Below are 23,691 nucleotides of genomic sequence, written 5' to 3' on the forward strand. Positions count from 1 at the left end.
ATGAGGTACGCTGAATTACAAACGACATCAAATTTTAGCTTCCTGCGGGGAGCGTCGCATCCCGAAGAACTGGTTGAGCAGGCAGCTTTATACGGCTATGATGCCATCGCCATAGTTGACCGCAATAGCCTTGCAGGAATTGTTCGCGCACATATTGTAGCAAAAAAGCTAAAGCTTAAATTTATTCCTGCTTGCCGATTAGACCTCTTGGATGGCCCAAGTTTATTAGCATATCCTACTGACCGTAATGCTTATGGCAGGCTTTCGGCCTTATTAACGGTTGGCAATTTACGGGCCGAAAAAGGAGAGTGCCATTTGTATAAAGCAGATGTTTATGCCCACCAAGAAGGCATTAAGTTTATCATTATCCCGCCGGATAAATTGAACACAAGATTTAATTATGATGATGAATTTAAAAGAGATGTAAAGGAATACAAAGATAGATTTACAAACTCATTGTATATAGCAACCACCCGTTCCTACAACGGCGATGATGCTAAAAGGTTAGCGCGTTTATCAAAATTAGGCATACCCATGGCAGCCGTAGGGGATGTGTATTATCATGAGTTGGCCCGGCGCGAATTACAAGATATTTTAACCTGCATCCGCGAAAAATGTACCATATATACAGCAGGTTTTAAGCTGCATGCCAATGCCGAGCGGTTTATTAAGCCCGTAGATGAAATATACCGATTGTTTAGGGACTATCCAGAAGCTATTGAAAACGCATTGGCAATTGCGGATGCCTGCCAATTTTCCTTAGATACTTTAAAGTACATCGAGCCAGAAGAAAAAATTATTGATGGGCTTAATCCACAGCAACGCCTAACTAAATACACATGGGATGGGGCAAGTAAACGTTATGCCGACGGTATACCCGATAAGGTTGCCGACCAGATAAAATTCGAACTCGCCTTTATTGAAAACCGTAAGTTGGCCCCCTATTTTTTACGCGTATATAAATACACCCAAAAAGCCGAAGAATTGGGTATCCTGCATCAGGGGCGTGGCTCGGCAGCTAACTCAACGGTCTGTTATTGCCTATCCATTACAGCGGTTGACCCTATGAAATCCCGCTTGTTGTTCTCTCGCTTTATGTCTGATGCACGTGAGGAATGGCCCGATATTGACGTGGACTTTGAACATGAAAGACGCGAAGAAATCATCCAGTATATTTATGAAGATTATGGGCGTGAACATGCTGCCATTGTTGCTACTGTAACGCAGGAAAGGCATCGTGGGGCCATTCGTGATGCAGGTAAGGCCATGGGCTTGTCTGAGGATACCATAAAACGTGTTGGTGCCACTATTTGGGATTTTAGTGAAGAAGGTTTTGATGAAAAGCGCTTACGAGAGCAGGGTTTAAACCCACATGATCCGCTTATTCATAAGGTGCTGCAATTAACTACACAATTAATGGGTTTCCCCCGGCAATTGGGGCAGCACACGGGCGGGTTTGTTATAACCGATAATAAACTATCAGACCTTTGCCCTGTAATGAATGCCCGTATGGAAAACCGCACCCAACTGGAGTGGAATAAAGATGACCTGGAAGCATTAGGTATCTTAAAAGTGGATGTTTTAGGTTTAGGCATGCTTACCATGATCCGTAAAGCATTTGATTTAGTATATCAACATTATGGCAAAAAGCTAACCTTAGCTAATGTGCCGCAGGATGATCCAAAGGTGTATGAAATGATTTGCCATGCAGATACCATTGGTGTTTTTCAGATCGAAAGCCGGGCGCAAATGTCCATGTTGCCACGTCTTAAACCACAATGCTTTTACGACCTGGTTATCGAGGTAGCAATTGTTCGCCCCGGACCTATACAAGGCGACATGGTGCACCCTTACTTACGTAGGCGAAATGGTGAGGAACTACCGGAATATCCTAAACTAGAGTTAGAAGAGGTATTAAAGCGCACGTTGGGCGTTCCTTTATTTCAGGAACAAGCCATGGAAATTGCCATTGTTGCGGCTGGTTTCAAACCTGCAGAAGCTGATGAATTAAGGCGCAGTATGGCCAGTTTTAAAGCCAATGGCAAATTAGGCCTCTACGAAAAAAAGCTGGTGGATGGTATGAAAAAGAAAGGGTACGAAGAAGATTTTGCAAGGCGCATATTTAAGCAGCTGCAAGGATTTGAAGGATATGGTTTCCCCGAAAGTCATGCGGCATCATTTGCATTATTAGTATATATATCATCATGGTTAAAATGTTATTATCCTGATGTGTTTTGCGCGGCATTACTCAATAGCCAACCCATGGGGTTTTATCAGCCGGCACAAATAGTACGTGATGCGATAGATCACAACGTTAAGGTTTTACCTGTTGATGTAAACTACTCTTTTTGGGATAATATTTTAGAAGAAAAAAATGGCGAATATTATATAGTAAGATTAGGTTTCCGGCAAATTAAAGGTTTGCGTGAAGATGATATGCAATTACTTATAGCTGCACGCCAAGCATCATATACCCACGTTAATCAACTATGCACTGCCGGTATTTCAGCAGCGGCTTTGGAGATACTGGCTGATGCAGATGCCTTTCGTTCATTAGGTTTAGATCGCCGTAAAGCATTGTGGGAAGTAACCGCTTTAGGGGATAGGCCAATGGCTTTATTTGAGGATACACCTTCAGAAAGTGTAAAAGAGGTGCAAATTCAATTGCCATTAATGACAGAAGGTGAACATGTAGTGCAGGATTATTCATCAACAGGGTTATCTCTTAAAAATCACCCGGTTGCATTGGTACGTGAAAAACTGGCTTTGCTGCATAATACAAAAATTGCTGACTTGAAAGAGATGAAAGATGGTGATCCAGTACGAGTAACCGGCTTAATTACCGTTCGGCAACGCCCGGGAACAGCCAAAGGTGTATTGTTTATGACCCTTGAAGATGAAACAGGGGCAGCCAATATTGTAGTTTGGCAAAACTTGTTTGATGAGTATCGCAAAGAGATCATTCAGTCACGTTTATTTATGGTGCAGGGCAAATTACAGATCGAAGGCGAAGTGATCCATGTGGTAGCTAACAAATGTTTTAATCTAAATAGCCTGTTACGTGGCTTAACCCAAATTATTGAAGACAAATTGCCATACTTAATGGCAAGGGCAGATGAAACGACCAAGCCTCACCATGGTGGTAACAAAGGCGAACAACAAGCGGGTAAACAAGAGAAAGTATTTTATAAAGGACGGAATTTCAGGTAAATTCTATAATGCAAAAGCCTGAAAACATTACTAAAAACATTACGAATTTAGTTTACGCATGTTAGTTTTAACTACTTGTAGTAATGTTATTATTCTCACTGATTTAAGGGATCGCGAGTATAATAATTAGTAATTTGGCGGAGAGGGAGGGATTCGAACCCTCGATACCCTTTTGAGGTATACACACTTTCCAGGCGTGCTCTTTCGACCACTCAGACACCTCTCCGTTTTTTAAGGATTGCAAATGTAAAAATAAACCGCAATAAAAAAGCGGAACCTTTTGGCCCCGCTTTTAAAACGAAAACTTTAACTCACAAAAACTAAACTTATATGCAGTTATTAACAACTATTATAATAGAGGGTAAATTAGGGCAATGGTTTAATCAACGTAAAAGTATTTGTGGTTTATGCATATATATTTTTTAAAGCTTATGTTTGCTGCGGATTGCCAGGTAAGGTAATTGCATAAAGTATGTTTTGTTTCAATGCCAAACATCAACGAAATTAAAAAACCTATAGCTGCCGAGATTGATGTTTTTGAAGAGAAATTCAAAACCTCTATGCAAAGCTCTGTGCCGCTGCTGGATCGTATTACCCATTACATTGTAAAACGCAAGGGCAAGCAAATAAGGCCCATGTTCGTATTTTTTTCGGCTACCATTTGCGGCGGTATCAATGAGTCGACGCACCGTGGGGCGGCATTAGTGGAGTTGTTGCATACCGCTACCCTGGTGCATGACGATGTGGTTGATAACTCTTACCAGCGCCGTGGGTTTTTCTCCATTAATGCTCTTTGGAAAAACAAGATAGCTGTTTTAGTGGGCGATTACCTGTTAAGCAAGGGCCTGCTGCTTTCTATAGATAACGGGGATTTTAAGCTGCTTAAAATTGTTTCTGAAGCTGTTAAGCAAATGAGCGAAGGCGAATTACTGCAGATTGAAAAGGTGCGCCGTATGGATATCAGCGAAGCTGTATATTACGAGGTTATCCGCCAAAAAACCGCCTCACTTATTGCATCATGTTGTGCCTGTGGCGCGGCATCTGCCAATGCGGATGATGAAACCATCGAAAGAATGCGCCTTTTTGGCGAGAAGATTGGCATTGCCTTCCAGATAAAAGACGATATGTTTGATTTTGGTACCGATGATGTGGGTAAACCACTTGGTATTGATATAAAGGAGAAGAAGGTTACGCTGCCACTTATTTACGCGCTTAACAATAGCGACAGCAGTGAGCGCAAGCGTATGGTTCAGTTGGTTAAAAACCATAACGACGACCCTAAAAAGATAGCCGAGATCATCAATTTCGTAAAGCAAAAGGGCGGATTACAATACTCGGAAACCCAAATGCAGAAATACCAGGATGAAGCGTTTGCTATTCTCAATACCTTCCCCGACGGCGAAGCCAAAACCGGGCTGGAGCAATTGGTGCGCTACACCACGGAAAGGAATAAATAGAAAATCTTTTTCCTAACCCTCTTTGCGCAGCAGAGAGGGTCGGCAAACGAAGTGATGTCGGGGGTGAGTAAACTAACCGACATGATTATTGATGTTTCCCAAATCTTACTAACTTCGTAACATGCCTTCGTTTGATTTTAGCAGCTTTAAGATAACACCATTTGCCATACTGGATATATTGCTGTTGGCGATAATAATTTATCAGTTATATAACCTGATACGGGGTACTATCGCGGCTAATATTTTTATAGGGCTGGCTATAATTTATGTGCTGTATTTTATTGTTCCCGAAAGTAAAATGCCTTTACTGGCAGGTATACTTAAAAAGGTTGCTGATGTAGGCATTATAGCCGTAATAGTTTTGTTTCAGCAAGAGATACGAAGGTTTCTATTGCTGATGGGGAAGAATGCCTCTTTGCAGCGCAACAAGGCCTGGTGGCGCTATTTTTTTGGCAAGGTAGAAACAGAGAAGAACAACTACGCCCGTATAAAACCTATTATTGACGCCTGCAAAAGCATGAAGCAAACCCGCACGGGAGCCTTAATTGTTTTTGCTAAATATTACGACGAGCAGTTTTACCAAAACAGTTGCGAAGTGCTGGATGCCAGGATCTCTAAACGCGTGTTGGAAAGCATCTTTCAAAAAAACAGCCCGCTGCATGATGGTGCTGTGGTGATAGCAGAGAATAAAATTAAATCGGCCAGTTGTATATTGCCGGTAACCGAAAAGGCCGACCTGCCTGCTCAATTTGGCTTGCGCCACCGTGCAGGTATAGGTGTTACCGAGGCTAATGACGCTACAGCCATTATCGTATCAGAAGAAACCGGCGAAATCTCATACGCCAAGCAAGGCCGCATTAAAATGGATATCAGCTTTGCCGAACTCGAAAAGCTCTTGAATAAAGATTTTTAATTATGGTACAGGCGTAGCCAATGTAGCTCGCTTAGCCTTGGTCATATCTTTGCCGGCAACAGGCATTTTAGAATAGCCATCCAACACAACAATCGGCATATTAGAAGTGTTATTTAAATTAAGGATAGGCATCTTGTAACCTTCTACTGCAATAAGTAGTGGCCTTTGATTTTCGACCTTAAGCTTGCTCAAATCAATATCTTGCTGTTTAAAATACTGATCAACCGGTAACGCCGGCGGAGTAACGCGCCAGGTAGTATCCGCTTTAAATGGCTGGACTAATTTGCCGCCAAAGGTAGTATCGAATGGTGCAGGTGATGTAATCGCTTGAGCCATCAGCCTGCCCGCACAAAAAAACAGGGCTATCAGGAGTAAAGTTTTTTTCATAACAGTATTAGCTAACACTAAGTTAGCTAATTGCACCATATTGTAAAATCGATAAATGTTAAAAAATATTTTTTAACATTTGAAGCTAAAAGCCAGTAAATAGCAAATAAAAGGCACCTCTGAAACCAGAGAGGCCTTTGTTTATTATACTAAAGTAAACTATTCGGCTTTATTCAGCTCAACAGTAGCTTTATCAATAGCAGCAACGGTTGCAGTATCGTTTAGCTTGGCGCGGTTGGCTTTTACTTCTGCCAATATGCCAGCCACTTGCGGGGCAACGCCATATTTTTTGTACTTCATCCCAAAGTCGATCATGGCATTAGTGCCTTTTAAAGCCTGCTCGTTATTTTTGATACGGCCTGTAAAGTCAGCAAATTTTTTCATGATGTTGAACTGGGTTTGCGGCTGGCCTTCGGTAAATGCTTTGTAAACGTAATCGTATTGCTCGTCGCTGCCGCTTGTTGCGTACACGTTAAGTATAGCTTGTGTTAAAGCACCTTCGCTATCTTTTTCATAAGTTTTAGCCAACGTTAAGGCATCGGCAGGGTTTAACAAGCCAAGTGCGGTTAAAGCTGCGCCCTGTACCGCGTACGATTGGCTCTTTAATGCATCTTTAAATAAGTTGGTGTTACCAGATGCTTTCAGCTTGCCTAATACGGTAATTGCAGCAGCTCTAACCAAGGTATTCGGGTCGGTTTGTGCCAGTTTGATCAGGATAGGCTGTGCTGCATTGCGCACATCATCGTTGCTCATATCGGCACCGCGGATGGCTTTTATCTGCAATTCATAGTATTTATCATTCAAGGCAGCTATAACCACTTTGCGTGCACCTGCATTGCTTTGTTGTTTAACAGCGGCAGTGATGGCCTCAAAACGGTCTAAGTATAAAGGCGCGTTAAAGTATTGGAAAACAAATTCATCAAGCGTTTTGCTGTCGGTTTTTTTAACCAAAAGCATTTTATCACCATCAACATTTACTAAACTTGGTTTGGTAGCCGAGTGAAACACTAAACTGTCAACCTTATTGCGGATCCAGAATTTTTTGCGTTCCATTTTGCCGCCTGCGTAAACATCAATAGCAATAGGTAAGATAAAGGCGTTGCCATCTTGCGTTTGGTTCATGTAAACAGTTTGGGTTTTAGTAGCATCATCCCATTTGTAGGTAATGTTCAATATGGGGTGACCGGCGCCAAAGTACCATTGGTTAAAGAACCAGCTCAGGTCGCGGCCGCTTGCTTCTTCCAGCGCTAAACGCAACTGGTGTGCCTCGCCGTTTTTAAAGGCATTGGTTTTAAGGTAGATGTTCAACCCTTTGTAAAATGCTTCGTTACCCAGGTAATTACGCAGCATGTATAAAATGCTACCACCTTTTTGATAGGTAACGGCGTCAAATACTTCTTCTTTATCTTTATAGTGGAAACGTACCAGGTCCTTAGTTTTAAGGTTTGGCTGGCTCAGGTAGTTCTGCCTGTCGTCGTTAATGTGGGCGTCGCCGGCATCTTTACCGTATTTGTGCTCGGCCCAAAGGGTTTCGCTGAAATCAGCGAATGATTCGTTAACAGTTAGGTTGCTCCAGCTTTCGGCAGTAACATAATCACCAAACCATTGGTGAAACAATTCGTGAACTATGGTGCTGCGGCCCTGGCTGTAGTAAGCATCAATCAGCTCGCGTTTGGTAGCCTGCACATAATCGCCGTGCAGGGTAGCGCTGGTGTTTTCCATCGCCCCGCTCACGTAATCGCGTACCACAATTTGCGAGTATTTATTCCATGGATAATCAACACCCAAAGTTTTGGAATAGAACTCCATTACCTCCGGTGTAAAACCGAAAATGTCGCGTGCGTAAGGTGCATACTTAGGTTCAAGGTAGTAACTAACTTCTTTACCTTTCCAGGTGTCTTTAGTGATCTTAAAATCACCAACAGCCATCATAAACAGATATGGCGAGTGCGGTAATTCCTGTTTCCAGGTATCGGTACGTGTACCATCGGCATTAACTTTTTGCGAAGCCAGGCGGCCGTTCGACAGCGTAACATACTTAGCCGGAACGGTCATCACTATCTCGTCGGTAGTTTTTTGGTTCGGTTTATCGATAGTAGGGAACCAGGCCGACGAACTTTGGGTTTCGCCTTGCGTCCAGATCTGTGTTGGCTTATCCTTTTCCGTGCCATCCGGGTTAATAAAGTAAAGGCCCTTTGCATCGGTTATAGCTGCGCTGCCCTGTGCTTTTAACTGGTTTGGCTTAGAGGTATAATCGATATAAACGGTGTAATTCTCGTTGTTGCGGTAGGTCCTGTCAAGCTTAATATTTATGGTTAAGCTATCGTAAGTGAATTTTAGCGGTGTGTTTTTACCGGCTTTAACAATGGATACATTTTTAATATCCATACCCTGAGCGTCTAAACGCAGAGAGTCGGTAGGGTAAAAGTGAGGTTTTAGCGTAACCCATTCTTTACCGTACATAAAGCGTTTTTTGTAATCGAAGCGTACGTCGAGCTTGGTGTGCACCAGGTCGTTGTACTTAGGTGTGGTTTCGCGGTAGATGCTTAGGGCCGGGTCTGGCGCCGGCGCTGCGGTTTGCGCTACAGCTGTGCTTAGCGCACAGGCACTGATACTACCGATAAGGACGGCAGCGTAAAGAGTTTTCATATGGTTTTAATTTGAATGATATGCATGCATAATAAAAGCTAAAATATTAGTTTTTATTTGATTTAAGACGGCTAAATAATATTAATGTTACAGGCACATTAATATTAAACTCCTAAATTAGCCTTTACCAATTATTGCGATAATACATCACCCAATACCTATTTGTTATGCAACGCAGAAAATTTATTCAGAGTATGGCTGTTACAGGCACCGGTTTACTATTAGGATCAAACGCGGCAATAGCCGGTATTTACAAAGGATCGCCCGCAAAAAAGGTAGTATTAGGGGTAATGGGGGTAAATAGCCGCGGCGCATTCCTTGCCCAAAAGTTTGCCGCCCTGGCCGATGTTGAGATAGGCTATATATGCGATGTGGATAGCAACGCTATGAATAAATGCATTGCCGAAATAGAAAAACAAACCGGCAAGAAGCCACAGGGCATTACCGATGTGCGCAAACTGTTGGAAAAGAAAGACCTCGATGCCTTAGTAATTGCCGCGCCCGACCATTGGCACTCGCCGGCAACCATCCTGGCTTGCCAGGCAGGTAAGCATGTGTATGTAGAAAAGCCATGCAGCCACAACCCGCACGAGGGCGAACTGGCTATACAGGCGGCCGCCAAATATAACCGCCTGGTACAAATGGGCAGCCAACGCCGCTCATTTGATAATGTGCAAAAGATGGTGAACGAGTTGCATAGCGGCATAATTGGTCGCGCGTATTTTGCGCGTGGGTGGTATGTAAACAATCGCAAGAGCATTGGTGTGGGCAAACAAGTGCCCGTGCCTGCAAATTTAAATTACGACCTATGGCAAGGCTATGCCCCGCGCAGGCCTTATGTAGATAACCTGATACATTACAACTGGCACTGGCATTGGAACTGGGGCACCGGCGAAGCGCTTAATAACGGCACGCATGAGATTGACGTAATGCGCTGGGGCCTGGGTGTTGATTTCCCGAACAGGGTAACCTCATCTGGCGGGCGTTTTGCTTTTAAGGATGATTGGGAAACGCCGGATACGCAAACTATCCTGGCAAACTTCCCAAACAATACGGCGCTATCCTGGGAAGGACGTAGCTGCAATGGCTTTAACTCCGAAGGGGTTGGCCGCGGAGTAGTTTTTTATGGCGATCATGGCACCATCAATTACGGCGGGGGCAATGGCTACCAGGTATTTGATTACGACAATAAACTGGTAAAAGAGATAAAAGACGAAACCCCGGTTGACGCGTCAAACAAGGTTAGCCCTACAGAGATGCTTGACCGCGTGCACCTGCAAAACTTTGTGAACGCCATTCGTGGTGATGAAAAATTAAACCAGACTATTATTAACGGCCATAAATCGACCCTGATTCCCCAGTTAGGTAACATTGCGCAAAGGGTAGGTAGGGTGCTTAACCTCGATCCATCGAACGGACACATCCTGCACGATGCGGAGGCCGCCAAACTTTGGGGCCGTGAGTACGAACCGGGATGGAATTTAAAAGTTTAACACATCAGCCATTTACATATTATGAAAAACATTAAAATCTGTCTGCTGGCAGTGGCTTTGTCTGCCGGCCTGCAAACCGCATCGGCACAAACAAAAGCCGGTTATACCAACCTTTTTAACGGAAAGGACCTTAACGGCTGGAAGAAGCTGGCCGGCAACGCCGATTACAAAGTAGAAGACGGTGGCATCACCGGTACCGCGGTGCTCAACAGCGGTAATACTTTTTTGGTGACTGAGAAAGAATACGGCGATTTTGTTTTAGAGCTTGATGCCAAAACAGAAAGCACGCTTACCAACTCGGGCATCCAGCTGCGTAGTCATTACAACCCTGCCGGACACGAAGGCAAAGGCCTGGTTTATGGCCGCCAATGTGAGATAGATCCCAGCGACCGCAAATGGACCGGTGGGATATATGACGAAGGCCGCCGCGACTGGCTTTACCCTATGGAACTTAACGCCGCCGCGCAATCGGCATGGAAGAACGGCGAGTTTAACCACATCAAAATTGAGTGCATTGGCAACACTACCAAAACATGGGTAAATGGCGTGGCCGCGGCTTATGTGGTTGATACGGTTGATGCCAAAGGTTTCATAGGCTTACAGGTGCATGCTATTGATAATGAAAAGCAAGCCGGTAAAAGGATCTGGTTTAAAAACGTCCAGATAAAAACCACTAACCTTAAACCCGAAGCTTTTGCCAAAAATGTTTATGTGGTTAACCTGCAGCCTAACATGCTATCGGCATACGAAAAACAAAACGGCTGGAAGCTTTTGTTTGACGGCACAACGCACAATGGCTGGCGCAGCGCATCTGCTCTGCCTTTTCCTGAGAAAGGCTGGATGGTGGAGAAGGGGATGCTCTCGGTAATTGGTGCCAACGGGGGCGAGGCCACCAACGGCGGTGATATTATAACCGAAGGGCAGTACAGCGCTTTCGATATGTCTTTTGAGTTCAGGATGAGCAAGGGGGCGAATAGCGGGGTGAAATATTTTGTAACGCTGTCTGAGAAAACCGTTGGTTCGGCCATTGGGCTAGAGTACCAGGTGTTGGATGATGCCGTGCACCCCGATGCTAAACTTGGCCGCGACGGTAACCGCACTTTAGCCTCATTATATGATCTTATCCCGGCTAAAAAGCAGGCCCGGTTCGTGCATCCCATTGGTGCCTGGAACATTGGCCGTATTGTGGTATCGCCAAATAACCATGTTACGCATTACCTTAACGGTATAAAAGTACTGGAGTACGACCGCGGCTCCAAGGAATACCGCGACCTGGTAGCCATCAGCAAGTACAAGGTTTGGAAAGATTTCGGAGAAGCCAAACAAGGACACATCCTGCTGCAAGACCACGGCTTTGATGTGGATTACAGGAATGTAAAGATAAAGGAGTTGAAGTAGGAAATTTAACCACAGAGAGCACAAAGCCTCAAAGTTTTGTGCCCTCTATTTTTCGCTGTCATATCAAATTATGAGAAATTATTATTATCTATTTTGGATTGATAGTATTCAACGTTTTAGTAAACATCATCCAAAAGAAAAAGTTGTAGAACCGTTGGCCTTAGTTTCCTGGGTATTCGCACTGGCTGTGCTTAGCACAATGCTTTGGCTGAAGTATTTCCATTTGTATCAAAATGATTTTGGGTTATTTGGAATTTTTACTACTGTGAGAGAAGATTTACCCCTAATCTTGGACATGGGGGTAGTATTTATATCCATTTACATCATAAACTACTATTTAATATTTTGGCGGAAAAGATATCTGTTTCTTATTCGAAAACATCCTTTAGGAAGGTTTAACCACAGCTTGTTTATTCTACTCGTTATGTTAGGATATTTTCTAAGTACTATTTTTTTATATGGTTACTTAACCGGCCAGATGTGAGAATCATATGCTTAAGTTTTAAAGCTTATGATCTTAGGATTTTTTAATTCGTCGACTTTATGGTTAATTAACAGTCAGTCACTTACCCGTTTATAACCGAACACCACACCGTCCGATTGTGAACAGTTAACCAAAAGTGTTTTATTATAAATAATTGATAATTAATAAGTTGCGATTTTGGCACGTATGTTATATTATTGTGCTTGTAGCAAGCTTGCTTGCTACATATTGCCAACTAAACTTAACTATCATGCTAAAAAACTATCTTAAAATTTCGTGGCGCAATCTCACGAAAAACAAAGCGCATACGTTTATCAATGTAACAGGCTTGTCGGTTGGTATGGCTGTGGCCATGCTTATTGGTTTATGGATCTGGGATGAGCTGTCTTACGATAAAAGTTTTGATAATCACAATAAGATAGTACAGGTTTGGCAGCATCAAACCTTCAATGGCACTATATTTAGTCAAACCGCTATACCCATCCCTTTGGGTACCACCCTGCGTAACGATTATACCGGTAAGGGCAAAGACTTTAAATACATGGTGTTGTCCAGCTGGACATTTGAGCACATACTTGCAATTGGGGATAAAAAGATAACCGAGACCGGCAACTTCATGCAGCCCGAAGCGCCGGAAATGCTTACGCTAAAAATGATTAAGGGCACACGCGGCGGGCTTAAAGACCCTTCGTCTATACTTCTATCGGCCAAAACAGCTAAAGCCCTCTTTGGTAATGCCGACCCGATGGATAAAACCATCAAGATAGATAATAAACAACTGCTAAAAGTAACCGGGGTTTATGAAGACATCCCGCATAATTCTTCTCTGAATGAGGTGAACATCATTGTGCCATGGGACTTTTACATGACCACCCAGGATTGGCTTCAACGTGCGGCTACAAGGTGGGGCAACAATTCGTTTCAGCTATTCGCACAGTTAAATGATCATGCTGACATAAATACCGTTGATAAACGCATAGCGCCAATAAAACGTAAAAACATCCAGGCCCAGGGCGATTCGGTAGGCGCGGCTGCCAAACCTGTGGTGTTTTTAAACCCTATGAACAAATGGCACCTCTACTCCGAATTTAAAAACGGTGTAAATACCGGTGGTGCCATACAATTTGTATGGCTGTTTGGTATTATTGGTGTATTTGTGCTGTTACTGGCGTGCATCAATTTTATGAACCTCAGCACCGCCCGTTCCGAGAAACGGGCTAAGGAGGTAGGCATCCGCAAAACGGTAGGCTCGTTACGCAGCCAGTTAATAGGCCAGTTTTTCAGTGAATCGTTAATGGTTTCGTGCTTCGCGTTTATATTATCTATCGTACTGGTACTGCTTATACTGCCCTGGTTTAACCAGGTTGCCTCTAAAACGGTAGCCATATTATGGTCTAACCCGTTGTTTTGGGTAATGGGGTTAGGCTTTGCCTTATTTACAGGTATTATAGCAGGAAGTTACCCGGCCTTCTATTTGTCATCATTTCAGCCGGTTAAGGTATTAAAAGGTACGTTTAAGGCAGGAAGGTACGCGGCACTGCCACGCAAAGTATTGGTAGTATTACAGTTTTTTGTATCGGCAACACTTATCATCGGCACTATTATCGTTTTCAGGCAGGTGCAATTTACTAAGAACAGGCCGGTAGGTTATGACCGCACCGGATTGGTACAGGTAGGCATGAAATCGGACGATATCCATAAAAACTTTACCGCCGTGCGTAATGACCTGCTGCAAAGCGGTGTCATCATGGAAATGGCCGAAAGCAATAGCCCGCTAACAGGCGTGTATTCAAATAATAGCGGGCTTAACTGGCGCGGTAAAGCCCCGGGGCTGCAGGACGACTTTGCCACCATCAGGCTAACACCCGAGTATGGTAAGGTTGCCGGATGGACATTGCTTGAGGGCCGTGATTTTTCGCGCGAATATGTGAGTGATTCCACCGCTATGATCATTAATGAATCTGCCGCGAAGTTTATGAATTTTAAACACGCCACAGGTGAGATCATAGATTGGGGGACCAAATATAAAATAATAGGCGTGGTAAAAGATATGGTGATGTCGTCGCCATACGAACCGGTTAAGCCATCCATCTTTACGTTGGCTAACGGCCCCGAAGGTACCATCAGCCTGAGATTGAATCCTAAGAAAAGCACCCATGAAGCGCTTACAAAGATAGAAGCTGTTTTTAAACAATACGATCCAGGCAGCCCGTTCAATTATAAGTTTACTGATGAGGAGTACGCTCAAAAATTCGCCAACGAAGAGCGTGTTGGTAAACTGGCAGGCTTTTTTACGCTGTTGGCAATTTTTATAAGTTGTATGGGCTTGTTCGGCATGGCATCCTTTATGGCCGAACAACGCATTAAAGAAATAGGTGTACGTAAAGTGCTGGGCGCATCGGTATTTAATCTTTGGAAATTGATGTCGACCGACTTTATTATCCTTGTGGGAATCTCTTTAATTATAGCTATCCCAACAGCTTATTATTTTATGAACGGCTGGCTACAGGACTATAAATACCATACCGAGCTTTCGTGGTGGGTTTTTGTACTTACAGCCGCAGGGGCCATAGGCATCACCATTTTAACCGTTAGTTACCAAAGTATAAAGGCTGCGCTTACAAACCCGGTAAAGAGTTTAAAAACAGAATAGTATTATATGATGAACAAAATTAAACATGCTTTACTATTGCTGTTAATGACAGCCACATCATTTGCAAATGCACAAACATCTGCAAATGATACTATTCAGAAAAATATCCGACTTGTAGAAAATAACCTGGTAGGGCCAATCCGGGTAGAAGGGGAACCATCATGGTCCATTCAAGAGCGGATGGAGCATTATAAACTGAATGGTGTTAGTGTGGCGGTTATTCGTAATTATAAAATGGAATGGGCAAAAGCTTATGGTTGGGCCGATGCGGCAAAAAAGATACCCGCTACCAATAAAACGCTCTTCCAGGCGGCATCAATAAGTAAGTCGTTAAACGGTGTTGGTATATTGAAACTGGTGCAGGATGGTAAGCTGGATCAGGATAAAGATATAAACCAATATTTAACCACCTGGAAATTTCCTTATGATACAGTTGCGAAGGGTAAGATCATTAATATAAAGAACTTGCTTAGCCATACAGCGGGCACAAATGTGCATGGCTTTGAAGGTTATAACAATAAGGATAGCGTACCAACCATTGTGCAGATATTGAACGGAACCAAGCCAGCTAATTCTGACCCCATCCGCTCTATGTTTGCCCCGGGTTTACGGTCCGAGTATTCGGGAGGCGGCATCACTATATCGCAACTGATATTAATGGATATAACACATCAGCCTTATGATAAGTATATGTATCAGAATGTGCTGAAACCAATGGGGATGACCGGTAGTACTTACCAACAGCCACCCGTTGATACAAAGCCCGAACTATTAGCTAAAGGATACCGTGGTAATGGCAGCGAAATGAAGAGTAAATACAATATTTACCCCGAACAAGCCGCCGCCGGGTTGTGGACCAACCCTACTGACCTGTCGAAATATATTATTGAAACCCAATTGGCCTTACAAGGCAAATCGGGCAAGGCGCTTAACCAGGCCAATACCAAATTAAGGCTTACACCTTATATGGATAAATCAGCAGCGCTTGGCGTTTTTATAAACGATATGGATGGCACAAAGTATTTTGAACATGGTGGTGCAAACGAAGGTTTCAGGTGCCAGTACTATGGCAGTTTAGAGGGCGGTAACGGGGTAGTTGTGATGGTTAACTCTGATGATGGCGGTATTATGAACGAGATCATAAACAGCGTAGCCAAGGTTTATAACTTTAAGGGTTTGTATCATTCTAAAGTTTACAAGGAAGTAGCTGTTGATAGCGCTGTTTTGCAAACATATGTGGGTAAGTACGAAATGAACCCTGGCCGAATCCTCTATATTACCCGCGAGGGCAACAAATTATTTGGACAAGCTACGGGGCAGGGTAAACTTGACCTTTTTGCCGAAACGCAGAATAAATTCTTTTTGAAAACGGTGCCGGTTGAGATAGAATTTATTAAAAACGAAAAAGGGCAAGTAATCACTTGCAGAATATACCAGGGTGGCGCGCACGATGCTAAAAAAATTGAGTAATCCGATGAGAATATATAAGGCAGTATTTTTAGCAGCAATATGTTTTTGTACGTTAAGCTGCTTTGCACAAATAAGTCCACCCGGCGCGGATAAATTCACAGTTGTCAACCGCCACCTAACTTTTGGTACAGATGGTAGTTTGCATCTCGATGAGGCTGATAACGCCGGTTTCGCGTGGATCAATAACAGGCAATTTAACTATGGCACCATAGAGTTTGATGTAAAAGGGAACGATAAGTTGCAGGGTAGTTTTGTAGGTATTGCCTACCACGGATTGAGTGACAGTACATACGAATGCGTTTACTTTAGGCCGTTCAACTTTTTAGCCGAAGATGCGGTACGTAAAAGTCATGGTGTGCAATACATGGCATCGCCAAAATACGACTGGCCTGTTCTGCGCGAGAGGTTCCCGAATAAATACGAGCAGGCGGTTATTCCTGCGCCTAACCCCAATGGCTGGTTTCATGCCCGCATTACTGTTAGCCCAAAAAGTGTTGAGGTATTTGTGAACGGCGTATCTAAAGCGGTGCTAAAGGTTGAGCCCCTTGTAAATACAGGCGGTACCAAAATTGGCTACTGGGTTGGCAACGGCTCGCCCGGCGGCTGGAAGAACCTTAAAATTACAGACGCGAAATAAAGAGAGCCGAGAATCAAGAATTAAGACCGAAACAATAACGAACAAAAAATCCGGTATAATTTATGCACCGGATTTTAACATTCTTCTGTCTTGATTCTTGACTCTAATAGTCTTGATTCTAATTAACAATATTGCTCAAACGCGCCAATAAGGTTATCCGCGATCATCTGCGCAGGGCGGCCCTCGATCTGGTGGCGCTCTATAATGTGAACCAATTTACCATCTTTAAACAAAGCCATTGACGGTGATGACGGCGGATAAGGCAGCATCAGGTTACGTGCAGCGTTAACAGCTTCGGTTTCCATACCTGCAAAAACAGTAACCAGGCGGTCGGGGTGTTTTTCGTTAGCTGCTGCGGCGCGCGCTGCAGGGCGTGCGTTAGCTGCCGCGCAACCACAAACCGAATTTACCATTACAAATACAGTTCCTTCGCTTTTAATAGCCGCGTTAACTGCATCAGCATCTTTTAACTCTTCGAAACCAACTTTGGTTAATTCTTCCCTCATTGGGGCAACTAAATATTCTGGATACATAATTTTTTACTTCGCTTATTTTCAACACAAAAATACCAAATTCAAAATAAAAACAACCCTTGTTTAGAATAATCCGTAATAATTGACGTTTCCGTTATAATAGCGAACAGGGGTAGTGAGCAGGAATTTATAACGGCGATTGCTATATTGCATCCTTAATGTTTTAACCCTAATTAAAACTATAGAATAAACTTAAAATTAAAGATTTAGGTATGGGAATTATTACGAAAAAAAATAACCCTCAGCCACGTGTTGTACAAGTAAAAGCCAGGCATTTTAATTCGTTAAAAGTAACCGTAGCGGCAGTACTTATAGTGGTGATGGTGTTGATGACGGCTATAGCGCGCTTAAGTACAAAAACTTTAGAGCAAAGGCAGGAAAACAGCCGCCTCCAATCGCAAATTGCTGCATTGCAGGGTCAGTTAGACAAAGAATCGCAGGATGCATTGCTTATAAATGCTGAGAAAGAGGGCAACCGCAGCAAGGCAGTATCATACATACAAGATATACAGGCAAAGCTTAAAACCATAAATAATTACATGAGCAAACGGGGTTTGCGCAGTTTATCTTTCAGAAAGCTTAATGTTGGCGAAAAGCCTAAAAGCGACACCAGGCTATATTCGGACTTTAGTAATTATCTGGATAAGCTGGTAAACAACATTGCCTATGTGCCAATGGGCTACCCCAGGTTAAGCTCATTTACTTCGTTTTTTGGCTCGCGCGGTAACCCTTTTGATTTTGGCGGGCGCGAGTTCCACCCCGGTATTGATTTCTCCGGTCATCGCGGCGACCCGGTTAAATGTACAGCAAGTGGTAAGGTTGTGTTTGCAGGTAAGGCCGGCGGTTATGGCAATTGCATCAAAATACGCCATGCCAATAATATCGAAACATGGTACGGCCACTTATCAAAAATTAATGTGAAAGAAGGCCAGCGTGTAACCGTAGGCGACCTGATAGGTAAGGTGGGTTCGACGGGCCGCTCAACAGGGCCGCATTTGCATTATGAGATCCGTAAGGATGGGCATCCGGTTAACCCAAAACAATATTTAAGCTTAAATATGTAATACGGTTTATACGCTTTTTGTAAGGTTGTATTCCGTTTTAAATAAATACCTTAACAGCTAATAAACCTTTTGGCAGATTATTTTGTATTAGTAATAAATACTTATATTAGCTAACCAAATCTAATTTTACTGAAATGGAAAATTACCTGAAAAATCAGCCTGTAAACGAAGGTCAGACCGGTCGTTTATCACGCGAATCTATGAAACAAATAAAAGGAGCTCTGTCAGATCTAACTCCCAAAGAACGTTGCGAGGCAGACCACGTAGGCCGTTGCGGCGATTGCGACAAAGATGGCTACTTTACCCCGTGCGCGTAAATGAAAATAGGGATACTTTGTTTTTGGATAATACTAACCCGCGTTGGGTATAATTTTTTAATACAGGGTACCCATAACGGGTTATACTACATTCAAATGAGTAACCTGAAGGATATTTGCCAGTATTTAGGCATTGCTGGTTTTTTAATGATGGTTTATAACAGGCAATTATCCTTCAAAATCCGCTATTTAATAATCTTCACGGCAGTTTATTGCCTTACGTTCGCCTGCGTTATGTTGTACCCATTTTTTGGTGGCGAAGCACGCAGTAACAGCGATCAGTTCTTATTTGCCTTTAACCTTTTCTGGGCGTTTGCCATGGCAATTATGCTACTGTTTTTGGTTTTCGCCAGCGATGAATTCTCTACCAAAAGAATCAGTACTTAGTAAGGCTTACATTAAACCCTGTTTGTAAACAATATTATCGCCTTTAGTTGTGCAATTACCGGGTAATGTTATTGCATCCTATTTCATTAAAATATTTATATTCACTACTTTTGCCTTTCAAAAAAATTAAAAATATGTCGACAGTAGAAACTGGATACGTTAAGTATAAAGTGAAAGATTTTTCACTGGCCGAGTGGGGCCGTAAGGAGATTGAATTGGCCGAGGCAGAAATGCCTGGTTTGATGGCTTTACGTAAAGAGTACGGGCCGTTGCAAATATTAAAAGGCGCGCGTATTGCAGGTTGTTTACACATGACCATCCAAACTGCCGTTTTAATTGAAACTTTGATCGAACTGGGTGCCGAAGTTACCTGGTCGTCATGTAATATATTCTCTACACAAGACCACGCTGCTGCTGCTATTGCTGCCGCGGGTACGTCAGTTTACGCCTGGAAAGGTATGAACGAGCAGGAGTTTGACTGGTGTATTGAGCAAACCCTTTTCTTTGGCGAAGACCGCAAACCATTAAACATGATTTTGGATGATGGCGGCGATCTAACCAATATGGTTTTAGACCGTTACCCTGAATTGATAGGCGAGATAAAAGGTTTATCTGAAGAGACCACTACCGGTGTACACCGTTTATACGAGCGTATGAAAGCGGGTACTTTACCAATGCCTGCTATTAACGTAAACGACTCGGTTACCAAATCTAAATTTGATAACAAGTATGGTTGCCGCGAATCGTTGGTTGACGCTATCCGCCGTGCTACCGATGTGATGATGGCAGGTAAAGTTGCTGTTGTTTGTGGTTACGGTGATGTGGGTAAAGGTTCTGCAGATTCGCTTCGTAACTCGGGCGTACGTGTTATCGTTACCGAAATTGACCCTATCTGTGCTTTACAGGCAGCTATGGAAGGTTTTGAGGTGAAGAAACTGGGTACAGCTATTAAAGAAGCTGATATTGTTGTTACCGCTACAGGTAACAAAAACATCGTTCGCGAAGAGCACTTCCGCGCGTTGAAGGATAAGGCCATTGTTTGTAACATAGGCCACTTCGATAACGAGATAGACATGGCCTGGTTAAACAGCGCTTATGGCAGCTCAAAAATTGAAATTAAACCACAGGTTGATAAATACACCATCGACGGTAAAGACGTTATTGTTTTAGCAGAAGGCCGTTTGGTTAACTTGGGTTGTGCTACCGGCCACCCAAGCTTTGTAATGAGTAACTCATTCACCAACCAAACTTTGGCTCAAATTGAGCTTTGGACAAACGGCGCGGCTTACAAGAACGAAGTTTACACCCTGCCTAAACACCTCGACGAAAAAGTTGCCCGTTTACACTTAGAAAAAATTGGTGTTGAACTGGAAGTTTTAGATCAGGACCAGGCCGAGTACATAGGTGTTACAGTAGAAGGTCCGTTTAAACCGGAGTACTACCGCTACTAAGCCAAAAATGACGCTCTGTGTTCATGTTCACGTTTGCACAACCAGCCTGTTTTTTGCAAATTGCTTATCATCAGCAGCTTTGGTTCTGAACTACTGACACAGTTGCGCCACCAATACATATTAAAAGGGATATAGCTTTAGGCTGTATCCCTTTTTTGTTAAACAATAATTTCTAAGGGTAACTTGTTGTTGTTTTGTGTAGATATGATTAACTTAAAGCAATATTTAACCTAACTAAACAATTAAAAACATGGAAAAATTTAAAAAACTTAACCGTGCCGAAATGAGGAGAGTTACAGGCGGTATTGATTGTGGTACTAAATGCAATAATCAATGCGAAACAGTTAGCGATTGTCCCGCCGGTGCAGAATCCTGCACACTCGTGCACTGCCCCTTTTCGTCGGCAAGCTGCATGCAAAAAATTTGTGTGTACTAATTAAAGTATATTGCAAATAAGCATCCCAACTAAAGCAGGCTGGGATGTTTGCATTACAACATTTCCCAACTCTCCCTCACCCACGCAAACAACTGCGGCCGTAACTCACTCACATCACCCAGCCTGATGTGGTTCTCAAAGCGTTTTTTGCCCGACGCTGTGCTTTTAATAACAGGTGGTTGTTTGATCTCTGCAGATGAATAAAACTTAAGATCTAAAGCTTTTTGCATAGGGCGTATAACAAAGAAGGTTTGCCTGTGCACAAAGGTGACGCAATTAGGCGTAACGCCTACCAATACATCGGGCCAGTCGGAAACCTCGGCAAGGAGTTTATCAAACGTGAGCACCAGCTCGGGCGATTTGCCTTTAAAAAGATCGTCGAGGTTTATACGGGCACAGTGGTGCCACTGGCTTTCGCGGGTTAATTCACGGTCGCATTTGGGGCAAGTATATGGCATTGCGCTTGTTAGTTTATCCGTATAAATAATATAAATATAAGCTTTGAGTTTTACAATGTACTTTATGCTTAGATACCGAAATAAAACTACTTAGTTTTTGTAACTTATGCCGGTTTTAAACACCTAAGCATAATGAAACTGATCAACAAAAAATTTATCGCGGCTGCAGCTTTATGCCTGGGCGCGGTAACGGCCTTTTCGCAGGAGACTCAAAACGTCCCTAAAGATTATTTAACTAAAGAATTTCATTCCGGCAGGCGCGAGGCATTGCGTAAATTGATGCCTTCAAATTCGGTAGCGGTTATATTTGCTTATCCCGAGCAGGTTTTCTCTAACGATGTAAATTACGTTTTTCATCAAAACCCTGATTTGTACTATTTCTCGGGTTACAAAGAGCCGGACGCTGCGTTGCTGATCTTTAAAGACCAACAGGGTAGTGGTGACACCAGCTATAACGAAGTGCTATTTGTGCGCAAGCGCGACCCGCAGCGCGAGCAGTGGACCGGCCGCCGTCTGGGTGTAGAAGGCGGTAAAACCCAGTTAGGTTTTAAACGTGTTTACAACAGCAGCGAGTTTGCCAAGTTCCCTATCGACTTTAAGAAGTTTAAAACTGTTATTTATGATGATTTGAACGAGGATGCCAGCGGAGATCTTAAAAAATTGATCAGCGCGTTCAAAACTAAAGCAGGAATTGTTGATGTGGATAAAGGATTGAAGGCCGACCTGGATATAATTAGCAAATACGCCCGCCCGGCAAACCTCCCTCAGATCATAAATTACATAAAACCCCGCGCTAATGATGAAGCACATAAAAGCAGCGCTATCATTCAGGAATTAATGGCTAAACCAGATTCGGTTACTTTAGCCAGCGTTAAGGCCAAAATTGCAGCCACATATGGCGATGCGGGGCTTTTTAACGAGTATACAACAGCCCTACGCGGTGTTAAGCAACCCGAGGAACTGGCTTTGCTAAGTAAATCGGTACAACTATCGTCAATTGCACATGCCGAGGTAATGCGCGCCGTAAAACCAAATATGAGCGAACGCGAACTGGAAGGAATACTGCTTTATGTTCATAAAAAATATGGTGCCGAAGACGAGGGGTATCCGCCAATAGTTGGTGTAGGCGCCAATGCCTGCATTTTGCATTACGAAGAAAACAACGAAACTGTTTTAAATAACCAGTTAGTATTGCTTGATGTAGGGTCGGAGTATCATGGTTATTCTGCCGATGTTACCCGTACTATTCCGCCTACCGGCAAATTCACTGAGGAGCAAAAAGCCATCTATCAAGTAGTTTATGAAGCACAGGAAGAAGTGTTTAAACTTTGTAAAGCAGGTGTGCCTTATAGCTCGCTTGAGGCAAAAACAGGCGAGGTACTGGCAGCAGGGCTAATTAAACTGGGCATTATAAAAGAAGCAAAAGAATTACGTACCTATTATCCGCATGGTGTGTCGCACCACATGGGTTTGGATGTGCATGATAAAGGCTCATATGCGGGCAACCTGGAAGAAAACATGGTTATCACCGTTGAGCCGGGCATTTATATACCTGCAGGTAGCAAATGCGATAAAAAATGGTGGAACATTGGCGTGCGCATAGAAGATGATGTGGTGATAGGCAAAGATAAAGGTACCATACTATCATTGGACGCGCCAAGAAAATGGCAGGATGTTGAGAAAATGGCCGCTGAAAAAAGTATATTTGACGGTGCGAAATTCCCGCCGCTTAAATAGGATTAACTACTATATTAGAAAGCCCCGATCTATCGGGGCTTTCTTGTTTAATGTCAATTTCAGATCCTGTGTCATTTCGAGGCAAGCGCAGCGACGAGAACCGACTGTAAGGAGCTCATCGAAGATAAATCTTTTTAGATATGCAAAGTCGGCGATTAGCATGGTTTAGAAGATTTCTCCTCGTACCTCGTTCTAAATGACAGATTGGATATATGTTTCCTGCCATTGCTGGTGTTGTAACCAACAGCATTTAATACAACATGGGTTAAGTGTTATTAAAGCCAGTTTTGTGTGATGAACCAAACCTGCCATATTGATACAGCGATGGTTAAGCTTAAAAATAAGGCTGCGCCTTTCAATCTGTCATAATCACGGTTGATAATAGATCTGTAAACGTTCGATCCATTCTTATACAACGATGTTAAAATTACTACAAGAGATAAAATTAAGGTGCCGGTCATGTTATGATCTATTAATTTCAGGTTCCCGTTCTTTCAAATATACGTTCTTAAATCATAAATATGTTTTATTGTTGTTGATGTAATAGTGATATTTGC

General features: G+C 43.0%; 18 protein-coding genes and 1 tRNA gene. 13 read left to right on the forward strand and 6 right to left on the reverse strand.

Annotation, left to right across the window (positions count from 1 at the left end; all coding sequences use genetic code 11):
• Nucleotides 1-3,210 carry an error-prone DNA polymerase gene (locus tag ACFQZI_RS14265; protein WP_377143550.1) on the forward strand — a complete coding sequence of 1,070 codons (3,210 nt, stop codon included), beginning with the start codon at nt 1-3 and terminating at the stop codon, nt 3,208-3,210.
• 135 nt (nt 3,211-3,345) lie between these two features.
• Here the strand turns inward: ACFQZI_RS14265 and ACFQZI_RS14270 are convergent.
• A tRNA-Ser gene (locus tag ACFQZI_RS14270) sits at nt 3,346-3,436 on the reverse strand.
• A 259-nt stretch (nt 3,437-3,695) separates the two neighbouring features.
• Here ACFQZI_RS14270 and ACFQZI_RS14275 point away from each other — a divergent pair.
• Both ACFQZI_RS14275 and cdaA read left to right on the forward strand, forming a co-directional pair.
• Complete coding sequence (locus ACFQZI_RS14275) at nt 3,696-4,667, forward strand: polyprenyl synthetase family protein (RefSeq protein ID WP_377143552.1); 972 nt, start codon at nt 3,696-3,698, stop codon at nt 4,665-4,667.
• A 121-nt stretch (nt 4,668-4,788) separates the two neighbouring features.
• Nucleotides 4,789-5,580 (forward strand): diadenylate cyclase CdaA, encoded by a 792-nt coding sequence (gene cdaA, locus ACFQZI_RS14280; RefSeq protein ID WP_377143555.1) that lies wholly within the window; start codon nt 4,789-4,791, stop codon nt 5,578-5,580.
• Here cdaA and ACFQZI_RS14285 read toward each other — a convergent pair whose 3' ends face one another.
• On the reverse strand, nt 5,581-5,967 hold the full coding sequence (locus ACFQZI_RS14285) for a hypothetical protein (protein WP_377143557.1): 387 nt from the start codon (nt 5,965-5,967) through the stop codon (nt 5,581-5,583). It abuts the gene before it with no gap.
• Nucleotides 5,968-6,126: 159 nt separating this feature from the next.
• Complete coding sequence (locus ACFQZI_RS14290; RefSeq protein ID WP_377143559.1) at nt 6,127-8,616, reverse strand: M1 family aminopeptidase; 2,490 nt, start codon at nt 8,614-8,616, stop codon at nt 6,127-6,129.
• Nucleotides 8,617-8,783: 167 nt separating this feature from the next.
• Here ACFQZI_RS14290 and ACFQZI_RS14295 point away from each other — a divergent pair, with 167 nt between their 5' ends.
• The 5 genes from ACFQZI_RS14295 (at nt 8,784) to ACFQZI_RS14315 (ending at nt 16,751) form a co-directional block, all read left to right on the forward strand.
• Nucleotides 8,784-10,109: a Gfo/Idh/MocA family protein gene (locus ACFQZI_RS14295; protein ID WP_377143561.1), complete on the forward strand. Its 1,326-nt coding sequence runs from the start codon at nt 8,784-8,786 to the stop codon at nt 10,107-10,109.
• Nucleotides 10,110-10,130: 21 nt separating this feature from the next.
• A complete protein-coding gene (locus ACFQZI_RS14300; protein ID WP_377143563.1) occupies nt 10,131-11,507 on the forward strand; it encodes a 3-keto-disaccharide hydrolase in 1,377 nt (458 codons plus the stop codon).
• Between the two features lie 734 nt (nt 11,508-12,241).
• On the forward strand, nt 12,242-14,644 hold the full coding sequence (locus tag ACFQZI_RS14305) for an ABC transporter permease (protein ID WP_377143565.1): 2,403 nt from the start codon (nt 12,242-12,244) through the stop codon (nt 14,642-14,644).
• A 6-nt stretch (nt 14,645-14,650) separates the two neighbouring features.
• Nucleotides 14,651-16,114, forward strand: coding sequence for a serine hydrolase (locus tag ACFQZI_RS14310; RefSeq protein WP_377143567.1), 1,464 nt, complete (start codon nt 14,651-14,653; stop codon nt 16,112-16,114).
• 4 nt (nt 16,115-16,118) lie between these two features.
• Complete coding sequence (locus ACFQZI_RS14315; RefSeq protein WP_377143569.1) at nt 16,119-16,751, forward strand: hypothetical protein; 633 nt, start codon at nt 16,119-16,121, stop codon at nt 16,749-16,751.
• Between the two features lie 122 nt (nt 16,752-16,873).
• Here ACFQZI_RS14315 and ACFQZI_RS14320 read toward each other — a convergent pair whose 3' ends face one another.
• Entirely contained in the window at nt 16,874-17,284 is a 411-nt protein-coding gene (locus ACFQZI_RS14320; RefSeq protein WP_191177382.1) for a BrxA/BrxB family bacilliredoxin, read from the reverse strand.
• 212 nt (nt 17,285-17,496) lie between these two features.
• Between ACFQZI_RS14320 and ACFQZI_RS14325 the strand changes: the two genes are divergently transcribed.
• The 4 genes from ACFQZI_RS14325 to ahcY all read left to right on the forward strand — a co-directional run bounded on the left by ACFQZI_RS14325 (nt 17,497) and on the right by ahcY (nt 20,503).
• Nucleotides 17,497-18,348 carry a peptidoglycan DD-metalloendopeptidase family protein gene (locus tag ACFQZI_RS14325; protein WP_377143571.1) on the forward strand — a complete coding sequence of 284 codons (852 nt, stop codon included), beginning with the start codon at nt 17,497-17,499 and terminating at the stop codon, nt 18,346-18,348.
• 134 nt (nt 18,349-18,482) lie between these two features.
• A complete protein-coding gene (locus ACFQZI_RS14330; RefSeq protein WP_377143573.1) occupies nt 18,483-18,665 on the forward strand; it encodes a hypothetical protein in 183 nt (60 codons plus the stop codon).
• A complete protein-coding gene (locus ACFQZI_RS14335) occupies nt 18,666-19,052 on the forward strand; it encodes a hypothetical protein (RefSeq protein ID WP_377143575.1) in 387 nt (128 codons plus the stop codon). It begins immediately after the preceding gene.
• Nucleotides 19,053-19,186: 134 nt separating this feature from the next.
• Nucleotides 19,187-20,503: an adenosylhomocysteinase gene (gene ahcY / locus ACFQZI_RS14340; protein ID WP_377143577.1), complete on the forward strand. Its 1,317-nt coding sequence runs from the start codon at nt 19,187-19,189 to the stop codon at nt 20,501-20,503.
• A 489-nt stretch (nt 20,504-20,992) separates the two neighbouring features.
• On the opposite strand, the gene ACFQZI_RS14345 is transcribed toward ahcY, so the two are convergent.
• Entirely contained in the window at nt 20,993-21,397 is a 405-nt protein-coding gene (locus tag ACFQZI_RS14345; protein WP_377143579.1) for a DUF5655 domain-containing protein, read from the reverse strand.
• A 132-nt stretch (nt 21,398-21,529) separates the two neighbouring features.
• On the opposite strand from ACFQZI_RS14345, the gene ACFQZI_RS14350 reads away from it, so the two are divergent.
• A complete protein-coding gene (locus ACFQZI_RS14350) occupies nt 21,530-23,134 on the forward strand; it encodes an aminopeptidase P family protein (RefSeq protein WP_377143581.1) in 1,605 nt (534 codons plus the stop codon).
• Between the two features lie 275 nt (nt 23,135-23,409).
• Here ACFQZI_RS14350 and ACFQZI_RS14355 read toward each other — a convergent pair whose 3' ends face one another.
• Nucleotides 23,410-23,595 carry a hypothetical protein gene (locus ACFQZI_RS14355; RefSeq protein ID WP_377143582.1) on the reverse strand — a complete coding sequence of 62 codons (186 nt, stop codon included), beginning with the start codon at nt 23,593-23,595 and terminating at the stop codon, nt 23,410-23,412.
• Between the last annotated feature and the right edge of the window lie 96 nt (nt 23,596-23,691).

Origin of the sequence: Mucilaginibacter lutimaris, assembly GCF_042676625.1 — a bacterium.
Classification (GTDB): domain Bacteria; phylum Bacteroidota; class Bacteroidia; order Sphingobacteriales; family Sphingobacteriaceae; genus Mucilaginibacter; species Mucilaginibacter lutimaris.